This is a genomic window from Mangrovimonas xylaniphaga, from assembly GCF_001280435.1.
Classification (GTDB): Bacteria; Bacteroidota; Bacteroidia; order Flavobacteriales; family Flavobacteriaceae; genus Mangrovimonas_A; species Mangrovimonas_A xylaniphaga.
This window is the reverse complement of sequence record NZ_LBIP01000013.1, coordinates 975,895-997,080: the sequence shown is the minus strand read 5'-3', so window position 1 is coordinate 997,080 and position 21,186 is coordinate 975,895. Positions and strand designations below refer to the sequence as shown.

The window sequence follows — 21,186 nt, the reverse complement described above, 5'->3', positions numbered from 1 at the left end:
TTTCATCTGTTTTTAGTATCCTGGGTTTTGAGTAAGGTTAGGATTAGTAGCTAAGTTATTGTTAGGAATAGGGAATAGGTTTCTGTAAGAATCCACAGAAATTCCGTTAGGTTGATCCCCTTTCCAAGGCCATAAATAACTACCTGTAGTAAACTGGTTGTAACGAATCAAATCGGTACGTCTTAACAACTCCCAATACAATTCTCTAGATCTTTCATTCAAAACAAAGTCCAAAGTAAGGTTGCTGGAAGTAATGTTTCCTGTATTTCCACCAAAGGCTCTGCTTCTTATTTCGTTGATTTTTTGAACCGCAGTACTCATATCACCATTACCACCTCTTAAGGTAGCTTCGGCATAGGTAAGGTAGATTTCTGCCAAACGAATCAATGGCAAATCATTGTCTGTTCTTAAATCTTGACCAGAACCAACTCCAGGGTTACCATTGGTGTCGATATTTTTGAATTTGGTCACGGCATAGCCATTACTGAACTGAGCAATTTCTTCAATTTCCAAAGATTGACCATCGGTATAGAACATAGCTCTCATATCGCCATCTTCAAACTGGTTTACCAAGCTACTGGTAGTTCTTAAACCGGCCCAACCACTGTCTACGCCATAATCGGCAGGCACCATAGAACCTCCAATTTGTGCATGCACCAAGAAAGTAGTTCCCCCATAAGTTTGGGTTTGTACGCCATCAAAATTCAAAGCGAAGATGAATTCGTTTTGGGCTCCGTTGCTATCGTTATCTGCCAAGAACAATTCATCATAAGCAGTTCCGTTGCCGTTACCGTCACTCATGTTAAGAGAGTACGAAGAGTTCATGACTTCATTACAATAAGTGATACAGTCGTTATAACGGTTCTGACCTACATATACTTCTGCATTAAGGTATAATCTACTTAATAGTGCCCAAGCAGCTACGCGGTCTACTCGACCGTATTCATTGGCACCACTGGCAGGTAACAAGTCTTTCACTTCCAAAAGTTCAGCTTCTACAAAATTGAAGACTTCTTCACGAGTGTTTTGTGAAGGTAAGGTGGTTGCTACGGTAACTTGAATTGGTACATTCCCGTATAAATCCATTAAGTTGTAGTATGCATAAGCTCTAAGGAAACGCGCTTCAGCAATGAAGGTTTGTACTTCCTCATCGGTTAGTTGTCCTGCATTTTCAATAAATGAGTTACAGAAAGATACTTCCTGTCCCAAACGGTTGTACATAGCGTTTGTAAAGTCATTACTGCCTGTCCAGTACATTCCGTGCATGTCTGCAACACCAGCATCACCCCAACCTAATACGGCGTGGTCTGTAGTCAATTCGTTTAGGTAGAACAATGTTCTAGTGAATTGCGAAAACCCTTCGTCGATGTCGTTAGGATCTAAATCTGGATTTCCAGCAGGACCTTGCTGCCCAGTAACAGCAAAACCGGCATACAGTTTTGCAAGGGCGCTTTTAGCTTCATCGGCATTGGCATATACGTCTTCTTCGGTAAAACTATCTGGGTCGATTGGAGATTGGTCCAAATCGCTATGACAGCTTACCATTGCCAAGGCTATAAAAGCGTATGATATTTTATTAAAGATATTTTTCATAGTTACAATTTTTAAAAGTCAATATTAACACCAAACACAAAGGATCTTGGTCTAGGGTAAAAACTGTTGTCGATACCACCATTGATTTCAGGATCCAAACCATCGTAATTTGTAAACACCGCTACGTTTTGAACAGAACCGTAAAGTCTGATAGTAGTGTCTTTAATAGCATGGTTTAAAGTGTGTCCTAGAGTGATATTGTCTATTCTAAAGAATGACGCGTCCTGAATAAAGTAGTTGCTCAACAAGGTGTTGTCTGTAATTTGGCTGAATCCTGAACTCAGATATTCTGAGTGAATATTGCTCAAATAATTGTTACTTGAAGGAACCACGTTGTTTAAGTAAGCGTTTCCTGAAGCTACGTTGTTGTAAGCATAGTTACCAAGGCTAGCTCTTGTTTGTACAGAGAGATCCCAATTTTTGTAGTATACATTGGTGTTCAATCCCATCAAAACATCGGCATAAGGATCTTTGTAGATAAACTTATCGGCGTCATTGATTACATTATCTCCGTTACGGTCTACAAAAGCACCTTCAATTGGCTTACCGTCTTCGTCGTAAATTTGTTGGAATACCAAGAAGCTGTAAGGTGCCTCACCTTCTACGTGTGTTTGGATGTTGTTTCCAACACCTCCAGAGATACCACCTACATACTGTTGGTCTGGCATACGAGTTACTTCATTGTCGTTGAAAGAAACGTTGTAGTTAACTGACCATTCAAAATCTTCAGTTCTCACTGGGATAACGGTTACGTCAAATTCTACCCCTTTATTCTCCATATCACCAATGTTGGCGGCAATTCTGTTAGAGAAGTTGGTAAAAGGGTCTACGGTAGAAGTTGCAATCAAATCATTACTTTTTCTCATATAAGCGTTTACAGACCCTTTAATTCTGTTTTCAGCAAAACCATAGTCTAAACCTACGTTGAAGGTTTCACTAACCTCCCATTTAAGGTCTTTATTAATGGCATCTGGTCTGTAGGTTGGATAGTAAGTGCTTCCAAAAAGATAGGTTGCAAAAGAGTTACTTCCTGTATACCGGGTAAGGAACAAGTAATCTCCCAATCCGTTTACGTTACCTACGGTACCGTAACCAACTCTAAGTTTTAATTCTGTAACCCCACTGTCTTCCATAAACTCCTCTTTTTTGATGTTCCAAGCTAAGGCTGCAGATGGGAAGTACCCCCAACGGTCATTGGAGTTAAGTTTTGAAGAGGCATCCGCTCTAAAGGTTGCAGTTAATAAATAACGTCCTTTATAGTCATAGTTCACTCTTCCGAAGTAAGATAATAAGACACTTTTACTTCTGTCTATATATTCAAATTGGATATCAGCATCTGGATTTTCGATAGCATTTTGCTCGTCAATACTGCTGTAGCTATAACCATCATACTCAAACGACTGGTAAGAGTAACCAGCAACCGCATTTAAGTTGTGGGTGTCTTCGTTAAAAGATGTGTTGTAGGTTAGATAAGCATCCAATAATTTGTCTGTTCTTTCTTGGGAATATTCATTTCTAGATCCAATCCAATCTGGGTCTGTAGAAGGATAGTCTTCAGAGGTAACTGTTCTTCCGTTACTGTTGGATTTGTCCAAACCTACGTTAACCGTAGCAGTAAGGTCTTCTAAAAAATGGAAATTGTAGTCTACTTTGGCATTTCCTAAGAAACGTCTAACTTCAGAAGTATCGTCTACCAAGTTTAACTGTGCCACAGGGTTGATTGGAGAAAGACTGATGTGCGTGCCGTTGGCATCTGTCCAATCAAAGTAGCCTCCGTATTGAGAATTGGCATCATATACTGGTTGAGTTGGATCATAAACGTTTGCCGATCCAATAGCACCTCTATTTCCGAAGAAATTTTCAGTATATTGTCCTTTGGCGTTCAATTCAATTTTTAAATGATCATCCAATAACTTTGGAGTCAAACTTAAAGCTCCAGTAGTTCTTTTGAAGTTATCTCTTCGAAGGATACCATCATGATCTGAATAACCTACAGAAGCTCTCATTGGCACTCCCCAAGCACTTCCCAAGGCACTAAAGTTGTGGTCTTGACCAAAGGCGTTGTTGTAAATTTCATCCTGCCAATCGGTGTTGGCATTTCCAAGTAATGCTATTGTAGCTTCATTGGCACGAGGATGGTTTGTGACAACCTCTCTAAATTGATCTGCAGAAAGAACGTCTACAGTGGCACTAGAGGTGTGGTGTGTAGTAGAAGAATTTAAGTTGAATTTAAAATCGTTGTCCTTTCCTTTTTTAGTAGTAATCAAGATAACCCCGTTACCTCCTCGAGAACCATAGATGGCTGTTGCCGAAGCATCTTTTAAAACCACCATGCTTTCAATGTCGTTCGGGTTGACAAGGTTCAATGGGTTTCTTGCCCCTCCAACAGCATCGTTGTTGATTGGAATACCGTCTATTACTATTAATGGATTACTGCTTAAGGATAGAGACCCCGTACCTCTAATACGGATATCTTGCCCTTCTCCAGGAGCCCCACTACCAGAAGTAATGGATACCCCGGCTACCTTACCGGTAATTAATTGTTGGGCAGATACAATAGGACCTTTGTTGAAATCCTCAGAAGTTACCATATCTGCTGTTCCTGTAAGGTCGTCCTTTTTCACAGCACCATAACCAATAATAACAACTTCATCCAATTTGGCAGCATCCTCAACCATACTAACATTTAAGGTGCTTTGCCCGGTGTAGGTGATTTCTTGAGTGATGTACCCTACATAGGAAAATACAATGACGTCTCCATTGTTGACATTCAATTGATAATTTCCATCAAAATCGGTTGCCGTTCCCGATGTAGTGCCCTTAATTAGGACATTAACTCCAGGTAGTGGCAAGGATGAAGATTCTTCCGTTACTACTCCCGATAGTTGGGTCTGCGCAAATAGGAATGAAGGCAGCATGCAACACAGGAATAATAAGTAATTTAGCGTTGTTTTCATACAATTCTTTTGAATTAGTTTGTTAACTTTATTTAGTTATATTTTCACTTCTCAATGATAAAACTAGGTAAATTTTATGTCACTTTTTATGATATCCATTTTATAGGGGTTGCGCAAACGTTTTCGTGTTGAAAACTTTAGCTCAAAATATGAAATAAATGAATATCGGACCAAGAATTTAACAGATTATCAATTTAGAAGTATATTTATTGCCGGAAAAGAAAAATTTATGAAGAGAAAGGTTACGCTAAAACAGATTGCGAAAGAGTTGGATGTTTCGATTGGAACCGTATCTAAAGCCCTTAGAAACAGTAAGGAAATTAGTGAAGATACGCGTGAAAAAATTCAGGCGTTTGCGAAACTCTATAACTATAAGCCAAACAATATTGCCCTAAGTTTAAAAAACAGGAAAACCAAGACCATTGGGATTATCATTCCGGAGATTGTGCACCACTTTTTTTCCAAGGTCATTATGGGGATTGAAAAGGTGGCCAACAAGCGAGGTTACAATGTTATTGTAGGGTTGTCTAACGAGTCCTTTGATAAGGAAGTTATCAATATGGAAATGTTGGCCAATGGGAGTATTGATGGATTCATTCTTTCCATTTCCAAAGAAACTTTGCTGCAGCAGGATTATCACCATTTTAAGGAAACCATTGCACAAGGAATGCCTATTGTCATGTTTGATAGGGTGGTGAATGAAGTGAATTGCGATAAGGTGATTGTGGATGATTTTCAAGGGTCTAAAAATGCCGTAAAAAAATTGATAGCTAATGGTTGCAGGCATATAGCCATTATTACCACTAAAGACTATGTTAGTGTTGGGCGCTTACGAACACAGGGGTATTTGGAAGCACTGGAAGAACATAAGTTTGAGCCGGAATCTGGTTTGATATTGAAAATTGTAGAAGAATTGGATGCCGAAGATCATTTGGAGGAATTGGAAAGGGAGATAGAATATCTCTTCAAGGATAATCCAGAATTGGATGGCATTTTTGCGGTGAATGAGCTTTATGCACTTACAGCAATGAAAGTGGCAAGACGCTTGAATAAGAATATTCCAGAAGACTTACAGGTGATAGGGTTTACCGATGGAGTTCTGTCCAAACACGCTACACCAGGTTTGACTACGGTAAGCCAACATGCCTTGCAGATAGGAGAGAAGGCTGCTGAACTTTTGATAGATAAATTGGAAGGTGAAACCGAGGAGGAGAGCTATCAAACCGTGGTTTTGGAAACTGAATTAATAGAGCGCGAATCCACCAAATAAAAAAGTTAACACCTAGGTAACGATCTTTTTATTATCTTTACACCCGATCAAAACTTATATTTTCACTTCTCACCTATAAGTTTTGATAAGTTAACGCTTATCAAAATAGTATCAATTAAAATGTACTATTTAAATGAAAAAGCGTGTATTAGGCTTTTGGGAAATCTGGAACATGAGTTTTGGGTTTCTCGGAATTCAAATGGGGTTTGCCCTTCAAAATGCCAATGCCAGTAGAATTTTACAAATTTTCGGAGCAGACGTTCACGAATTGTCATGGTTTTGGATTGTAGCACCTCTTACCGGATTAATTGTTCAACCCATAATTGGGCACTATAGTGACAAAACCTGGACTAGATTAGGTCGAAGGCGACCTTATTTTTTAGTGGGGGCTTTGTTGGCTGCACTGGGGTTGGTTTTAATGCCTAATGCAGATATGTTCACCGCATTTATGCCTGCCATTTGGGTAGGTGCTGGAATGTTGATGATCATGGATGCTTCTTTTAATGTAGCCATGGAGCCGTTTCGCGCTCTGGTTGCAGACAATCTTCGAACAGATCAAAGAACCTTAGGGTTCAGTATTCAAACAGTTTTAATAGGTATAGGAGCTGTGGTTGGTTCATGGTTGCCTTATGCGCTTACTAACTTTTTTGGGGTTTCCAATTCCAGAAATGATGGTGGTGTGCCACTTCACTTATTACTGTCCTTTGGAATAGGGGCAGCAATTTTGGTTGGAAGTGTCCTTATTACGGTGTTTAGAACCAAAGAATACTCTCCTGAGGAATTAGCCCTAATGTCAGATGAAGCAGAAATCCCTGAAAATGAAAAATCCAGTTTGATGGATATTTTTACAGATTTTGCTAAAATGCCTCAAACCATGAGGCAATTGGCTTGGGTGCAATTCTTCTCTTGGTTCGGTCTTTTTGGAATGTGGGTGTTTTCTACCCCAGCTTTAGCACATCATATTTACGGATTACCGGTTAGCGATACGCATAGTGCAGCGTATCAAGATGCAGGTGACTGGGTAGGGGTGCTATTTGGAGTGTACAATTTGGTTTCTGCAATTTTTGCCTTCTTTTTACCCGTTATAGCGGCAAGAATTGGTAGGAAGCGAACTCACGTAATCTCTTTAATTATTGGAGGAATTGGTTTAATATCCATGTATTTCTCTCCAAATGAATATTGGTTGATATTATCTATGGTGGCCGTAGGAGTTGCTTGGGCCAGTATCTTGGCAATGCCTTACGCCATTTTGGCGGGGTCTATCCCTGCTAGAAAAATGGGAGTTTATATGGGGATTTTCAACTTCTTTATCGTAATCCCCCAAATTATTAATGCCTTTATAGGCGGACCTATCGTAAAATATTTTTACAACGAAAATGCCATGTTGGCTTTGGTAACTAGTGGAGTGAGCTTTTTAATTGCGGCACTTTTAGTGAGAAGAGTAAAGGATGTGGATGAAATAATAGAAACAGCAAATGAATAAGAAAGGATTTATTTTCGACCTAGATGGTGTAATTGTAGACACTGCAAAATACCATTTTTTGGCTTGGAAAAAGTTGGCCAATAGTATTGGCGTGGATTTTACCGAAACACAAAACGAACAATTGAAGGGTGTGAGTCGTGTAAAATCGTTGGAAAAGATATTGGCTTGGGGCAACAAAACGGTTTCCGAAGCAGAATTCAAGGAACTTATGGATTCCAAAAATACCGATTACCTGAACTACATCGAGCAGATGAATGCTTCAGAAATTCTACCGGACGTTCCTAAAGTTCTCAATTACCTTATAGAGAACAAACAGGGAATTGCCTTGGGCTCGGCCAGTAAAAATGCTACGGTTATTTTGGAAAAGGTCGATTTGCTTTCAAAGTTCGATCAAATTGTGGATGGTAACCATGTGGTAAAAGGAAAACCAAATCCAGAAGTGTTTTTGAAAGGGGCGGAAGCTCTGGGAATAGAACCTAAACACTGCATCGTGTTTGAAGATGCGTCGGCAGGAATCGAGGCGGCCAAGGCAGCCCAAATGATTGCCATAGGCATAGGAGATAAAACGGTATTGGGAGATGCCGATTATGTATTTAATGATTTTACAGAAATCTCAACAGATTTTATTAAAGAACTAATTGAAAAATGAATCAAGATTATATAAAACCAGACAATTGGTCCATTATTGAGGAAGGGTTTGAGCCAGATCGCGTTAAATCCTCAGAGAGTTTATTTAGTATTGGAAATGGAGCCATGGGCCAACGTGCCAACTTTGAAGAGCAGTACTCCGGTCCAACATTCCAGGGAAGCTATATCGCTGGGGTTTATTATCCTGATAAAACCCGTGTGGGCTGGTGGAAAAATGGCTATCCAGAGTATTTTGCCAAAGTATTGAATGCTCCCAATTGGATAGGGATTAATGTGTATGTGGATGGTGAGGCTTTGGATTTGCACCTTTGTACAGAAGTGAAGGATTTTGTTAGGGAACTGAACATGAAAGAAGGTTGGTTGTCTAGATCCTTTACGGCAACACTTCCAAATGGAGTGGAAGTACAGGTGACCTCCAAAAGGTTTTTAAGTCTTGATTTAGATGAAGTGGGCGCCATCAATTATTCGGTGACACCACTCAATAAGGATGTTACTATAGTTTTTGAACCTTATTTGGATGCAGGAATCACCAATGAAGATTCCAACTGGGATGACAAATTTTGGAACATTACCAACATTACCCACAATGGCGTACAAGCCTTCATAGAGGCTCACACCATGAAAACGCAATTCCATACCTGTACGTTTATGGAATCGCAATGTTTGGTAAATGGTAAAGCACTTGCTTTAACCCCAAACATTTCTCAAAACGATACCAGAATCAGTTTTGAATACGCTTCAGATGTAAAGGCCAATGACACCTTTACTATCAACAAAATGGGAGGTTATGTGGTAGATAGAAATCACGATAAAACCCATTTAGTTGCCGCAGCCAAAAGTGCTTTGCAAGAGGCCTATAATTTAGGTTTTGAAGGTTTGTTGGCAAAACAAAAAGAGGCTTGGGCCAATATTTGGGCCATGGCCGACATCACCATAGAAGGCGATGTAAAAGCACAGCAGGGAATCCGTTTCAATATTTTGCAATTGAACCATACTTATTTAGGAAAGGATGCACGATTGAATATTGGACCTAAAGGATTTACCGGTGAAAAATATGGAGGTAGTACCTATTGGGATACCGAAGCTTATTGTATCCCGTTCTATATGGCTACCAAAGATCAAAATGTAGCGAGAAGCTTGTTGGAATACCGCTACCATCATTTGGATAAAGCCATTGAAAATGCTGAAAAATTGGGCTTTTCAAATGGAGCGGCTTTATATCCTATGGTAACCATGAATGGAGAGGAATGTCATAATGAGTGGGAAATCACTTTTGAGGAAATTCACCGTAACGGGGCCATTGCCTTTGCCATTTTTAACTACTACAGGTATACTGGCGATTACAGTTACATTCCAGAAAAAGGATTGGAAGTGTTGATTGGAATTGCCCGTTTTTGGCATCAACGTGCGACCTTTTCAACAGCAAAAAATAAATATGTCATCTTGGGCGTAACAGGTCCGAATGAATACGAAAACAATGTCAACAATAATTTCTACACCAATTACATTGCCCAATGGTGTATCAATTATGCTTTGGAAAACATTGAAAAGGTAAAAAGCGAGTATGCCGAAGATTACTCCAGAATCATGGACAAAGTCCAATTGGGAGCTGAGGAACTAAAAGCTTGGAAAGATGTGTCTGGCAATATGTATTTCCCATATTCCGAAGAGCACCAAGTGTATTTGCAACAGGATGGCTTTTTGGATAAGGAATTGATAACGGTTGCCGATTTGGATAAATCCGAGCGTCCAATCAACCAAAAATGGTCTTGGGACCGCATCTTGCGTTCACCTTATATCAAACAGGCGGACACCTTACAAGGGTTCTACTTTTTTGAAGACCATTTTTCTACAGAAGAATTAGAACGTCATTTTAATTTCTACGAGCCTTTTACGGTTCACGAAAGTTCCTTGTCGCCATGTGTGCATAGTATTCAGGCTGCAAAATTGGATCAAATGGAAATGGCTTATACCTTTTACTTGAGAACCTCGCGTCTGGATTTGGACGATTATAATAAAGAAGTTCACGAAGGACTTCACATTACGTCCATGGCAGGGACTTGGATGAGTATTGTAGAAGGTTTCGGAGGGATGCGCGTGAAGGAAGACAAGTTGTTCTTCGAACCAAAAATTCCTAAGGAATGGACCAGTTATTCTTTCAAAGTCAACTTCAGACATCATATTTTGAAAGTGAATGTATCCCAAAAGCAAACAAGTTTTGAATTGGAAACAGGTGAAGCTTTGGACATTTTGGTGAATGATCAAGCAATTACAGTAACAAAAGGAACTACAGTAACTTTGGGATAAGCCAAAGTTTGGAATAAAAAGTAAAGAATCGGTATTAAAGGAAAAAAGATGAAGAGAGTTAGTATATTATTTTTAGTGTTGTTTTTGGCCTTTCAGGGCATTTGGGCCCAGGTGGTCCAATCGCCAAATGGGGCCTTGGAAATGGAATTTTCGTTGAAACAGAACGGCACGCCAACCTATCAATTGTCCTACAAAAACAAGGCTGTTGTAAAACCAAGTAGTTTGGGCTTGGAACTCAAGGATGATAAAACCTCCTTGTTGAATGGCTTTGAAATTGTAAATACCGAAACAGCAACTTTTGATGAAAATTGGACACCTGTTTGGGGTGAAGAACAAACTATCAGAAACCATTATAATGAATTGGCTGTAACCCTAAAACAAACCGAAACGGATCGCACCATGCGCATCCGTTTTCGTTTGTTTGATGAGGGCTTGGGCTTTCGGTATGAATTTCCGTCGCAGCCAAATTTGGTGTATTTCGTCATCAAGGAAGAACGCACCCAATTCGCAATGGCGGGAGACCATACCGCGCTTTGGATTCCTGGAGATTATGATACCCAGGAATACGATTATACCAAATCGAGATTGTCTGAAATTAGAGGAAAGTTTGATGCAGCTGTAACAGGGAATGCTTCGCAGGAACAATTTTCTAAAACAGGTGTTCAAACAGCTTTGATGATGAAAACCGATGACGGTTTGTATATCAATATTCACGAGGCTGCCTTGATCAATTATTCCTGTATGCACTTGAACTTGGATGATAAAAACTTGGTGTTTGAATCTTGGCTAACTCCTGATGCCAATGGGGACAAGGGCTATATGCAGGCCCCTTGTAATACGCCTTGGCGTACGGTGATGGTAAGCGATGATGCTAGGGATATTTTGGCGTCAAGAATTACCTTGAATTTGAACGACCCTTGTGAAATAGAGGATACTTCATGGATTAAGCCCGTGAAATACATTGGTGTTTGGTGGGAAATGATTACAGGTAAAAGTTCTTGGTCCTACACTAATGATTACCCTGCAGTACAGTTGGGCGTAACCGATTTTTCCAAAGCAACGCCTAATGGAACTCATGCCGCCAACACGAAGCATGTTAAAGATTATATTGATTTTGCTGCCGAACATGGTTTTGATGCCGTTTTGGTGGAAGGTTGGAACGAAGGTTGGGAAGATTGGTTTGGAAAGTCCAAGGATTATGTCTTCGATTTTGTAACCCCATATCCAGATTTTGATGTGGAAGGCATTCATCAATATGCCAAATCCAAAGGTGTTGAAATGATTATGCATCATGAAACTTCAGGATCGGTTCGTAACTACGAGCGCCATATGGAACAGGCATATCAATTTATGAATGACCATGGCTATACTGCCGTTAAAAGTGGCTATGTGGGAGATATTTTGCCAAGAGGTGAAAACCACTATAACCAGTGGATCGTTAACCATTATCAATATGCTTTGGAGCAGGCGGCAGAACACAAAATCATGATCAATGCTCATGAGGCTGTGAGGCCTACAGGAGTGTGTAGAACATGGCCTAATTTAATTGGGAACGAATCGGCAAGAGGAACCGAATACCAAGCTTTTGGAGGTTCAAAACCTAACCACGTGACCATTTTGCCATTCACACGTTTAATTGGTGGACCGATGGATTATACCCCAGGTATTTTCGAAATGGACATCAGTAAGCTTAATCCTGCCAACCAATCACATGTCAACAGTACTATTGCTAACCAATTGGCCTTGTACGTTACCATGTACAGTCCGTTGCAAATGGCTGCCGATTTACCAGAACATTACAAGCAGTTTATGGATGCTTTTCAATTTATAAAGGACGTGGCCATAGATTGGGAGAAAAGTGTGTATCTGGAGGCCGAGCCTGGAGAGTACATCACCATTGCAAGAAAAGAAAAAGGGGATAGCAGTTGGTTTGTTGGAAATGTAAACGGTGTGGACGGCAGAACAGCCGACATCAAATTGGATTTTCTAGAAGATGGAAAAAAATATTTGGCCACTATTTATGCCGATGCTAAAGATGCTCATTACAAAGCCAACCCACAAGCTTACACAATAAAGACTAAAAAAGTGACCAGTAAATCTAAATTGTCGCAGTATTCTGCTCCAGGAGGAGGTTTTGCCATTAGTATAACAGAGATTAAATAAGAATCATGAAACAAGTGTTGGGGATATTTTTTGGAAGGCTAAAGCATACAGTTATTTGTGGTGCTTTTCTTGGGCTGAGTCTTTTTACAAATGCTCAAATTGAAAGGGTGGAACCACCCAATTGGTGGGTAGGTTTTAAAAACCCATCCGTGCAATTATTGGTGAAGGGACCAGATGTTGGTGAGCTTACACCGAGTGTAGAAGCTTCGGGAATTTCCATTGTTAAAGTCCATAAAGCCGATAGCCCCAATTATTTGTTTATCGATTTGAACATAGCGCCTTCTGTGAAAGCAGGGAGTTTTGATATCGTCTTTAAAAATGGCAGAAAGGAAAAGGAACGCATCACTTATGAACTGAAACAACGTGACAAGTCTTCGGAGCAATTTGAAGGTTTCAACAGCAGTGATGCCATTTACTTGATTACGCCTGATCGCTTTGCCAATGGCGACACATCTAATGATGTACGTGCCAATATGAATGAAAAAATCATAGATCGTAAAAATGATTATGGTCGACATGGAGGGGATATTGAAGGGATTATTCAGCATTTGGATTATATTGAAAGCGTGGGCTTTACCGCCATTTGGCCAACGCCCTTGTTGACCAACGATATGCCTGAATCTTCATATCACGGTTATGCCATTACCGATTTTTATGAGGTAGACCCAAGGTTTGGGACTTTGGAGGATTACAAAACACTTTCACAACAAGTATCTCAAAAGGGGATGAAACTCATCATGGACATGGTAGCAAACCATTGCGGAAGTTACCATTGGTGGATGAAGGACTTACCTTTTAAGGATTGGGTAAACCAACAAGAAGCTTATGAGGCTACTGGAAAGGTGAAGAACTCCAATCACAGACGTACGACCAATCAGGATTTGTACGCCTCCAAAATTGATAAAAAGGAAATGAGCGAAGGTTGGTTTGTACCTGCAATGCCAGATTTGAACCAGCGCAACCCTTTCATGGCTAATTATATTATCCAAAACAATATCTGGTGGGTAGAAACCCTTCAGTTGGGAGGTATCAGACAGGATACCTACCCGTATCCCGATAAGGAATTTATGGGGAAATGGGCCGGAGCCATCATGACCGAATACCCTAATTTAAATATTGTTGGGGAAGAATGGAGCGTCAATCCTCTCTTGGTAAGATATTGGCAAACTGGAACACCTAATAAGCAAGGCTACGAATCACATTTAAAATCTACGATGGATTTTCCTATGCAGGAAGCCATTGTGAAAGCTTTGAATGAAGAAGAAACTTGGGGAACAGGTTTGGTGAAAATGTATGAAGGATTGGCTAACGATTTCGTCTACACAAATCCAGAATCCATAATGGTGTTTCCAGATAATCATGATATGGATCGTGTGTTTACCCAGTTAAAGGAAAACATTCCCCATACAAAAATGGCGCTAAGTTATATGGCTTTGATGCCTCGCACGCTGCAGATGTACTACGGTACGGAAATACTCATGCAGAACACAGCCAAACCTCATGATCATGGACTGATTAGAACAGATTTTCCTGGGGGTTGGGATACTGATGCAGTGAATGCCTTTACAGGAAATAGTTTGTCTGCTGAGAAGAAAGACATGCAGCAGTTTGTAAAATCCCTAATGAATTATCGCAAGCAAAGTAAAGCCATTCACGAGGGAAGTACTATGCATTTTGCTCCCGAAAATGGGGTGTACTTACTGTCTAGAATCTTGGGGGATGAAACGGTGGTTTTAATCATTAATAAAAACGACACGGTGCAAACTATTGGCTTGGACCGTTTTGCAGAACTAGGACTTGAAGGGAAATCTATGACAAACATTCTTTCCAAAGAAAAAATAGTTTGGGGAAGAAATGTAACATTACCTGCAAAGGGAATGCTGCTTTTATCAACATTAAATACATTTTAAAATACTTTGTGGTTATGATTTTCAGTCGTTTATGTTATTTTGCAGTAGCGCTTCTTCTCGTTTTGGGATGCAAGGAAAAAAAAGAGACTCCTATGACAAATGAAACACAACCAATTTCAGTTGATGCCCCTAAAAAAGAAGTCGTTTATCAAGTGTTTACACGGCTCTTTGGGAATACCAACGCTACCAACAAGCCCTGGGGAACCATTGAAGAAAATGGTGTTGGAAAATTTAATGACTTTTCAGATAAAGCCCTTCAGGAAATTAAGGGTTTAGGGGTGACCTATATTTGGTATACCGGCGTGCCTCACCATGATGTCATCACAGATTATACCGCTTATGGAATATCCAACGACGATCCCGATGTGGTGAAAGGACGGGCAGGCTCTCCTTATGCGGTGAAGGATTATTATAATGTGAATCCTGATTTGGCAGAAGACGTTTCCAAACGTTTGGAAGAATTTGAAGCCTTGATTGAGCGTACCCATAAAAATGGATTAAAACTCATCATCGATATTGTGCCTAATCACGTGGCAAGAAACTATCAAAGCATCACAAATCCTGAGGGTGTGGAAAGCTTCGGAGCTAAGGATGATACCTCAAAAGCATATAGCGTCAATAACAATTTTTATTACATCCCGGGAGAAGCTTTTAAAGTGCCGGTTCCCGAAAATAATTACCAACCTTTGGGTGGGCAGCCGAATCCTTTGTCAGATGGTAAGTTTGATGAAAACCCGGCCAAGTGGACTGGAAATGGATCGCGTTTGGCGCAGCCCAATTTTCACGATTGGTACGAAACTGTAAAAATAAATTATGGGGTAAGTCCAGATGGACATAAGGATTTTCCTGAGTTGCCAGAAGGGTTTGAAAATAAGGATTACCAAGCGCACTATCAATTTTGGAAAGATAAAACACTACCGGATTCTTGGGTGAAATTCAAGGATATTGCCTTGTATTGGTTGGAAAAGGGAGTGGATGGTTTTAGATATGATATGGCGGAAATGGTTCCAGTGGAATTCTGGAGCTATATGAATTCAGCCATAAAAATGAAAAATCCAGATGCCTTTTTATTGGCAGAGGTTTACAATCCAGATTTATATAGAGCCTATATCCATAAAGGGAAAATGGACTATCTGTACGACAAGGTTCAGTTGTATGATACTTTGAAGCATATCATGCAGGGTCATGGCAAAACCGATAATATTCCGCCAATTCAAGACTACTTGTCCGACATAGAACACCATATGTTGCACTTTTTGGAAAACCACGACGAGCAGCGTATTGCGAGCCCTGAATTTGCAGGAGATGCCCAAAAGGCAAAGCCGGCGATGGTGCTATCCGCAACCATCAGTACGTCTCCAACCTTGATTTATTTTGGTCAGGAATTTGGAGAACCGGGAGCTGAAGATTTAGGTTTTGGGGATCCTTCCCGAACTTCCATTTTTGATTATGGAAGTGTCCCTACCCTGAGGCGTTGGGTAAACGACAAACAATTTGATGGAGGCAAGTCGACACCTGAAGAGCTGGAATTGCGTGATTTTTACAAGCGTTTGCTGAATTTTACAATTTCAAGTGACGCTTTAATGGGAGCGTATGAAGAATTGCATACATACAATACCCATCATACCGAGCACTATGGCTTGAAACAATTTTCTTTTGCGCGTTGGAATGCTAATGAAAAATTGATAATTGTCTCTAATTTCGATCCTTATTTCGGTACGGAATTCGATTTGAAATTACCAGAGTCTGTTAGGCAAAAATGGCAATTACAAGCGGGTGATTACAATTTGAAAGATCAACTTTATAATGATTTTGAAACGACATTGCATGTCTCGGATTCCAGTGCCACGACAAGAATTCCATTGAAACCATTGCAGTCTTTTATTCTTAAATTACAGTAGTTTATGAAACACTTTCTATGTATCTTAGGTCTATCAATTTTAATGATGAATTGTCAAGAGAAAAAAGTTGAGACTTTAACTGTAAAGCCCGAAGCTCCATTTGTATGGGAAGCGGCCAATGTCTATTTCCTATTGACCGATCGTTTCAATAATGGTGACCCTTCAAACGATGTCAATTTTGGTCGTAACAATGTTACCGGTTTTCTTCGTGGTTTCGAAGGAGGTGATTTGAGAGGTGTCATCCAAAAAATAGAAGAAGGCTATTTTACAGATTTGGGCATTAATGCCATTTGGATGACTCCGATAGTGGAGCAGATACATGGAAGTAATAATGAAGGCACAGGAACTACCTATGCTTTTCATGGTTATTGGACCAAAGATTGGTCGGCTTTGGATCCTAATTTTGGAACCAAGGAAGATTTGCATGAATTGGTAAAGGTGGCTCACGAACATGGTATTCGTATTTTGTTGGATGCTGTCATTAACCATACGGGGCCAGTGACAAATATGGATCCTGTTTGGCCAGATACTTGGGTGCGGACCAATCCGCAATGTTCCTATAAAGATTATGGAACTACTGTTGAATGCACTTTGGTGGCTAATCTTCCGGATATTAGAACTGAAAGTAATGACGATGTTGAGTTGCCTCCGCAACTTGTAGAAAAATGGAAGGCCGAAGGGCGTTATGAAGAAGAAGTGGCAGAGTTGGAAGCCTTTTTTGAAAGAACAGGTCATCCAAGAGCACCTCGTTTTTATATCATGAAATGGCTCACCGATTACATCACCGAATTCGGGATAGATGGCTATAGGGTGGATACTGTAAAGCACACCGAGCCTTATGTTTGGCAAGAATTTAAAAAAGAATGCGATTATGCCTTTGCTCAATGGAGAATGAGCCATCCAGAAAAAGTATTGGATGATAATGAGTTTTACTTAATTGGAGAGGTGTATAATTACGGGATTAGTGGTGGAAAATACTTCGATTTTGGAGATCAAAAAGTCAACTACTTTGATCAGGCCTTTAATAGTCTAATCAATTTTGAAGCGAAATGGAATGCCAAGCAAATGAACTATGAGAGTATGTTCAAAAAGTACTCAGATAGCTTGAATTCTGTTTTGAAAGGCTATAGTGTGCTCAATTATATGAGTTCCCATGACGACGCTCAGCCGTTCGATCCAAAGAGAGAAAAACCTTTTGAGACAGCCAATAGGTTGCTGTTGTGCCCAGGAGCTTCCCAAGTGTATTATGGGGATGAATTGGCGAGACCATTAGTGATTGAAGGAACCCAGGGAGATGCTACTTTAAGGTCTTTTATGAATTGGGGAGATTTACAAAGTAACCCTAAGACAGCAACTATTTTAGCCCATTGGCAAAAATTGGGACAATTCAGAAGAAATCATCCTGCAGTAGGAGCCGGAACACACCAAATGTTATCCAAAGAACCTTATGTGTTTGCCAGAACCTATTCTAAAGATGGGTTTAAAGATAAGGTGGTTGTTGGCATTTATTTGAATAAAGGACCAAAGGAATTGAATGTGTCAAATATCTTTGCAGAGGGTGAAACCTTATATGATTTTTATTCGAATCAAGAGGTTACGGTTGTATCTGGAAAAGTAACTGTAGATTCCAATTTTGATACTGTATTATTGGAAAAAAACTAATTAATTTACCTCTTTAATGTAAAATGGCCTAGGTAAAAGGTGGGGGAGTATGTGAAATTATAGAATGAATAATAATCAATATGAAATAGCCACTTTGGGTGGCGGATGTTTTTGGTGTACCGAAGCTGTGTTTCAGGAGCTTGATGGCGTTGAGGCCGTTGTTTCAGGGTATATGGGTGGAACCGTTCCAGGAACTCCAACCTATCGGGAGGTCTGCTCTGGTTTGACGGGGCATGCCGAAGTGGTGCAAGTAACATTCAATCCTTCTAAAATTTCATTTAAGGAACTTTTGGAAGTCTTCATGACCACTCACAACCCAACAACTTTGAACCAACAAGGCGCTGATGTTGGGACGCAGTATCGTTCGGTGATTTTTTATCATGACGATCATCAAAAACAAAAGGCTGAAGAGGTGCTGCGAGATATGGCGCAGTATTTTGAATCTCCGATCGTAACTGAAATTACTGAGTTGCAAACATTCCATAAAGCAGAGGACTACCATCAGAATTATTATCGTAATAATCCCGATCAGGGGTATTGCAGTTTTGTGATTGCTCCAAAATTGTCCAAATTAAGACAAATGTTTCAGTCTAAATTGAAGTCTAAGACTTAATTGTAGGGTTTTGCGTATTTTTTAAGACCTTTGCCAAGTGTCTTTAAAGCCAATCGTATGACTTCAGTAAACGACTTATTACAATTACTCCATTTAGATTCGAATTCTGAAAACCAATTTCAAGGTCTTAGTAAAACTGTTGGGAGTCCCAATGTGTTTGGAGGTCAGGTGTTGGCCCAGGCCATAAATGCTGCGTACCGCACAATTACCAATCAGCGAGTATTGCATTCTATGCACGCCTATTTTTTGGAAGCTGGTAATTTGGAATTGCCCATAACTTATGATGTTGGTAGTATGAGGGACGGTGGAAGTTTCTCGGTAAGACGTGTTACAGCTAGCCAGAACGGAACGGTTATTTTTATTTTATCGGCTTCTTTTCATAAAAGGGAGGAAGGTTACGATCATCAAATTGAAATTCCGAAGAATATTAAACAGCCAGAGGAATTGTTGAGTTGGAGTGATATGTTGGAGCAGTTTGGCGAAGCGATTCCGCCAAGGACTAAAGGCTTTTTGCAAATTGAGCGGCCTATAGAATTTAAACCTGTTGAGGTTGTAGACCCATTCAATAAAAAAGATTTGCCGCCTTCCACCAATGTTTGGTTTAAGCTGAAGGGAGACAGTTCCAACTTGGATCTGTCCCAAAAACAACAGATTCTAACCTATATTTCCGATTATAATATTTTGGCTGCCGCTATGAACAGGCATGCCAGTAAAGCTCATTGGGGGAATACACAAACGGCTAGTTTGGATCATTCCATGTGGTATTTTAGGGATTTTGATTTTGACGATTGGTTGCTTTATGCCATTGAGTCGCCGAATGCGTCCAATGCCAGAGGGTTTGCCAAAGGAAATATTTTTACCAGAGATGGGAAATTGGTGGCTTCTGTAGCCCAAGAAGGTTTAATGCGTCCTTTAAAAAAATGAGGCATTTCGACGTCATTATAGTGGGAGGTGGTGCAGCTGGTTTTTTTGCGGCCATCAATATTGCAGAGCAAAATCCTTCACTACAAATCTGTATTCTGGAAAAGAATAAGGAAGGTCTTCAAAAGGTGAAAGTATCTGGTGGAGGGAGGTGCAACCTCACCCATGCAGAGTTCATTCCGCAGGAATTGGTGTTGAATTATCCTAGAGGTGAAAAGGAGCTTTTGGGGCCGTTTCATCAATTTATGACAGGCGATACCATTGAATGGTTTGAAAAACGAGGTGTGGAACTTAAAATTGAAGAGGACGGAAGGATGTTTCCGGTTTCCGATTCTTCACAAACCATAATCAATTGTTTTTTATCCGAAGCCGAAAAATACGGGATTGAAGTACTTTACAGTCAAAACGTAACCAGTTTGGATGTTGAAAAGAGTGTTGATTGTGAAACGGAAGGTTTTAAAGTGCAAACTAAGGACATGGACTTCGTTTGCGATAAACTTTTGATAGCCACAGGAAGCAGCGTGAAGTTTTGGAAACTTTTGGAGCGCTTAGGACATACTGTGGTTGCTCCGGTACCCTCTTTGTTTACTTTCAATATAAAAGATAAACGCATTGCAGACATCCCTGGAGTGGTCGCTTTGGATGTGGAAGTAAACGTTTTGGATTCCGATTTAAGGAGTGAGGGCCCCTTATTAATTACCCATTGGGGCATGAGCGCGCCTTCAATTTTAAAACTCTCGGCTTTTGGGGCCCTTGAGTTGGCAGAAAAGAACTATCAATTTCAAATAGAAGTCAATTTTATAAAACAATCTTTTGAAGATTGCTTGGCAATGTTGAAGGATTTGAAGCAATCTTTGGCAAAAAAAACAGTCTATAAATTGGCGCAATATGAATTGCCCAAACGTTTGTGGCAACAGTTGGTATTGGCAGCCAATATCAATCCTGATACCCGTTGGGCCGATTTGAATAAGGAACAATTGGAAGCATTGGCTTCACAACTTACCAAAGCCGTTTTTGAAGTAGATGGCAAAAGCACGTTTAAAGATGAGTTTGTAACGGCAGGAGGTGTAGATTTGAAAGAAGTCAATTTTAAGACCTTTGAAAGCAAGTTGTTTCCGGGACTCTTTTTTGCAGGGGAAGTGTTGAATATTGATGCGGTTACAGGAGGTTTCAATTTTCAGAATGCTTGGACAGGGGCTTATTTAGCATCTAAAGCGATATCATCATGAACACTTACATTGCATTATTAAGAGGGATTAACGTGAGCGGACAGAAAAAAGTTCCCATGGCCCAATTGAGGGAACTTCTAACGGTTTCCGGTTTGGAAGAGGTGCAAACGTATATTCAAAGCGGGAATGTGGTTTTTAAGTCTTCAGAAGCCAATCTTTTGAATTTGCAGGAGAAAATTCAATCTGCCATTCAATCGGAGTTTGGTTTTGAGGTCCCTGTTTTGATGGTGTCACCGGAGAAATTGCAACAGGTTTTTGATGCTTGCCCTTTTTCCGAAGAGAAAAAACAAAACAGCTATTTCACCTTGTTATTTGAAACCCCGGATGAAACATTGGTAGCGGAAGCTTCGCAAGTATCTTATCCCAATGAAGAATTTGTCATAATAGGAGATTGCATCTATTTTTATTGTGCTACAGGTTATGGAAGAGCCAAATACAGTAATAATTTCTTTGAACGGAAATTAAAGGTTACTGCCACAGCAAGAAACTATAAAACTATGCTAAAGTTGTTATCTTTGTCGGCATAAAA

General features: G+C 40.1%; 14 protein-coding genes. 12 read left to right on the top strand and 2 right to left on the bottom strand.

What is annotated here, in order from left to right; translation table 11 throughout:
• Nucleotides 1–12: 12 nt before the first annotated feature.
• Both ZA06_RS04430 and ZA06_RS04425 read right to left on the bottom strand, forming a co-directional pair.
• On the bottom strand, nucleotides 13–1,593 hold the full coding sequence (locus ZA06_RS04430) for a RagB/SusD family nutrient uptake outer membrane protein (RefSeq protein ID WP_053976179.1): 1,581 nt from the start codon (nucleotides 1,591–1,593) through the stop codon (nucleotides 13–15).
• Nucleotides 1,594–1,604: 11 nt separating this feature from the next.
• Nucleotides 1,605–4,550, bottom strand: coding sequence for a SusC/RagA family TonB-linked outer membrane protein (locus ZA06_RS04425; protein ID WP_053976178.1), 2,946 nt, complete (start codon nucleotides 4,548–4,550; stop codon nucleotides 1,605–1,607).
• A gap of 229 nt (nucleotides 4,551–4,779) precedes the next feature.
• Here ZA06_RS04425 and ZA06_RS04420 point away from each other — a divergent pair, with 229 nt between their 5' ends.
• The 12 genes from ZA06_RS04420 to ZA06_RS04365 all read left to right on the top strand — a co-directional run bounded on the left by ZA06_RS04420 (nucleotide 4,780) and on the right by ZA06_RS04365 (nucleotide 21,184).
• Nucleotides 4,780–5,820, top strand: coding sequence for a LacI family DNA-binding transcriptional regulator (locus ZA06_RS04420; RefSeq protein WP_053977062.1), 1,041 nt, complete (start codon nucleotides 4,780–4,782; stop codon nucleotides 5,818–5,820).
• Between the two features lie 133 nt (nucleotides 5,821–5,953).
• On the top strand, nucleotides 5,954–7,303 hold the full coding sequence (locus ZA06_RS04415; RefSeq protein WP_053976177.1) for an MFS transporter: 1,350 nt from the start codon (nucleotides 5,954–5,956) through the stop codon (nucleotides 7,301–7,303).
• The gene (pgmB, locus tag ZA06_RS04410; protein WP_053976176.1) at nucleotides 7,296–7,952 is read left to right on the top strand and encodes a beta-phosphoglucomutase; all 657 of its coding nucleotides are present in this window, start codon (nucleotides 7,296–7,298) and stop codon (nucleotides 7,950–7,952) included. Before ZA06_RS04415 ends, pgmB begins: the two co-directional genes overlap by 8 nt.
• The gene (locus ZA06_RS04405; protein WP_053976175.1) at nucleotides 7,949–10,258 is read left to right on the top strand and encodes a glycoside hydrolase family 65 protein; all 2,310 of its coding nucleotides are present in this window, start codon (nucleotides 7,949–7,951) and stop codon (nucleotides 10,256–10,258) included. The genes pgmB and ZA06_RS04405 overlap by 4 nt, the downstream gene beginning before the upstream one ends.
• Nucleotides 10,259–10,306: 48 nt before the next feature.
• Nucleotides 10,307–12,421, top strand: coding sequence for a glycoside hydrolase family 97 protein (locus ZA06_RS04400; protein ID WP_053976174.1), 2,115 nt, complete (start codon nucleotides 10,307–10,309; stop codon nucleotides 12,419–12,421).
• A 5-nt stretch (nucleotides 12,422–12,426) separates the two neighbouring features.
• Nucleotides 12,427–14,331 (top strand): glycoside hydrolase family 13 protein, encoded by a 1,905-nt coding sequence (locus ZA06_RS04395; RefSeq protein WP_053976173.1) that lies wholly within the window; start codon nucleotides 12,427–12,429, stop codon nucleotides 14,329–14,331.
• Nucleotides 14,332–14,423: 92 nt separating this feature from the next.
• The gene (locus tag ZA06_RS04390; RefSeq protein WP_240472200.1) at nucleotides 14,424–16,232 is read left to right on the top strand and encodes an alpha-amylase family protein; all 1,809 of its coding nucleotides are present in this window, start codon (nucleotides 14,424–14,426) and stop codon (nucleotides 16,230–16,232) included.
• 3 nt (nucleotides 16,233–16,235) lie between these two features.
• Entirely contained in the window at nucleotides 16,236–17,894 is a 1,659-nt protein-coding gene (locus ZA06_RS04385) for an alpha-amylase family glycosyl hydrolase (protein ID WP_053976171.1), read from the top strand.
• 64 nt (nucleotides 17,895–17,958) lie between these two features.
• Nucleotides 17,959–18,507: a peptide-methionine (S)-S-oxide reductase MsrA gene (gene msrA / locus ZA06_RS04380; protein ID WP_053976170.1), complete on the top strand. Its 549-nt coding sequence runs from the start codon at nucleotides 17,959–17,961 to the stop codon at nucleotides 18,505–18,507.
• Nucleotides 18,508–18,564: 57 nt separating this feature from the next.
• Nucleotides 18,565–19,431 carry an acyl-CoA thioesterase gene (locus ZA06_RS04375; RefSeq protein ID WP_053976169.1) on the top strand — a complete coding sequence of 289 codons (867 nt, stop codon included), beginning with the start codon at nucleotides 18,565–18,567 and terminating at the stop codon, nucleotides 19,429–19,431.
• Entirely contained in the window at nucleotides 19,428–20,657 is a 1,230-nt protein-coding gene (locus tag ZA06_RS04370; protein ID WP_053976168.1) for a BaiN/RdsA family NAD(P)/FAD-dependent oxidoreductase, read from the top strand. The genes ZA06_RS04375 and ZA06_RS04370 overlap by 4 nt, the downstream gene beginning before the upstream one ends.
• Complete coding sequence (locus ZA06_RS04365; RefSeq protein ID WP_053976167.1) at nucleotides 20,654–21,184, top strand: DUF1697 domain-containing protein; 531 nt, start codon at nucleotides 20,654–20,656, stop codon at nucleotides 21,182–21,184. Before ZA06_RS04370 ends, ZA06_RS04365 begins: the two co-directional genes overlap by 4 nt.
• The last annotated feature ends 2 nt before the right edge of the window (nucleotides 21,185–21,186 follow it).

Bases quoted from the DNA above. Each gene is read 5' to 3' on its own strand.
- ZA06_RS04400 (WP_053976174.1), top strand. From the start codon at position 10,307: ATGAAGAGAGTTAGTATATTATTTTTAGTGTTGTTTTTGGCCTTTCAG.
- ZA06_RS04420 (WP_053977062.1), top strand. From the start codon at position 4,780: ATGAAGAGAAAGGTTACGCTAAAACAGATTGCGAAAGAGTTGGATGTT.
- ZA06_RS04395 (WP_053976173.1), top strand. From the start codon at position 12,427: ATGAAACAAGTGTTGGGGATATTTTTTGGAAGGCTAAAGCATACAGTT.
- ZA06_RS04385 (WP_053976171.1), top strand. From the start codon at position 16,236: ATGAAACACTTTCTATGTATCTTAGGTCTATCAATTTTAATGATGAAT.
- ZA06_RS04425 (WP_053976178.1), bottom strand. From the start codon at position 4,550: ATGAAAACAACGCTAAATTACTTATTATTCCTGTGTTGCATGCTGCCT.
- ZA06_RS04375 (WP_053976169.1), top strand. From the start codon at position 18,565: ATGACTTCAGTAAACGACTTATTACAATTACTCCATTTAGATTCGAAT.
- ZA06_RS04405 (WP_053976175.1), top strand. From the start codon at position 7,949: ATGAATCAAGATTATATAAAACCAGACAATTGGTCCATTATTGAGGAA.
- ZA06_RS04370 (WP_053976168.1), top strand. From the start codon at position 19,428: ATGAGGCATTTCGACGTCATTATAGTGGGAGGTGGTGCAGCTGGTTTT.
- ZA06_RS04430 (WP_053976179.1), bottom strand. From the start codon at position 1,593: ATGAAAAATATCTTTAATAAAATATCATACGCTTTTATAGCCTTGGCA.
- ZA06_RS04365 (WP_053976167.1), top strand. From the start codon at position 20,654: ATGAACACTTACATTGCATTATTAAGAGGGATTAACGTGAGCGGACAG.
- ZA06_RS04415 (WP_053976177.1), top strand. From the start codon at position 5,954: ATGAAAAAGCGTGTATTAGGCTTTTGGGAAATCTGGAACATGAGTTTT.
- pgmB (WP_053976176.1), top strand. From the start codon at position 7,296: ATGAATAAGAAAGGATTTATTTTCGACCTAGATGGTGTAATTGTAGAC.
- ZA06_RS04390 (WP_240472200.1), top strand. From the start codon at position 14,424: ATGACAAATGAAACACAACCAATTTCAGTTGATGCCCCTAAAAAAGAA.
- msrA (WP_053976170.1), top strand. From the start codon at position 17,959: ATGAATAATAATCAATATGAAATAGCCACTTTGGGTGGCGGATGTTTT.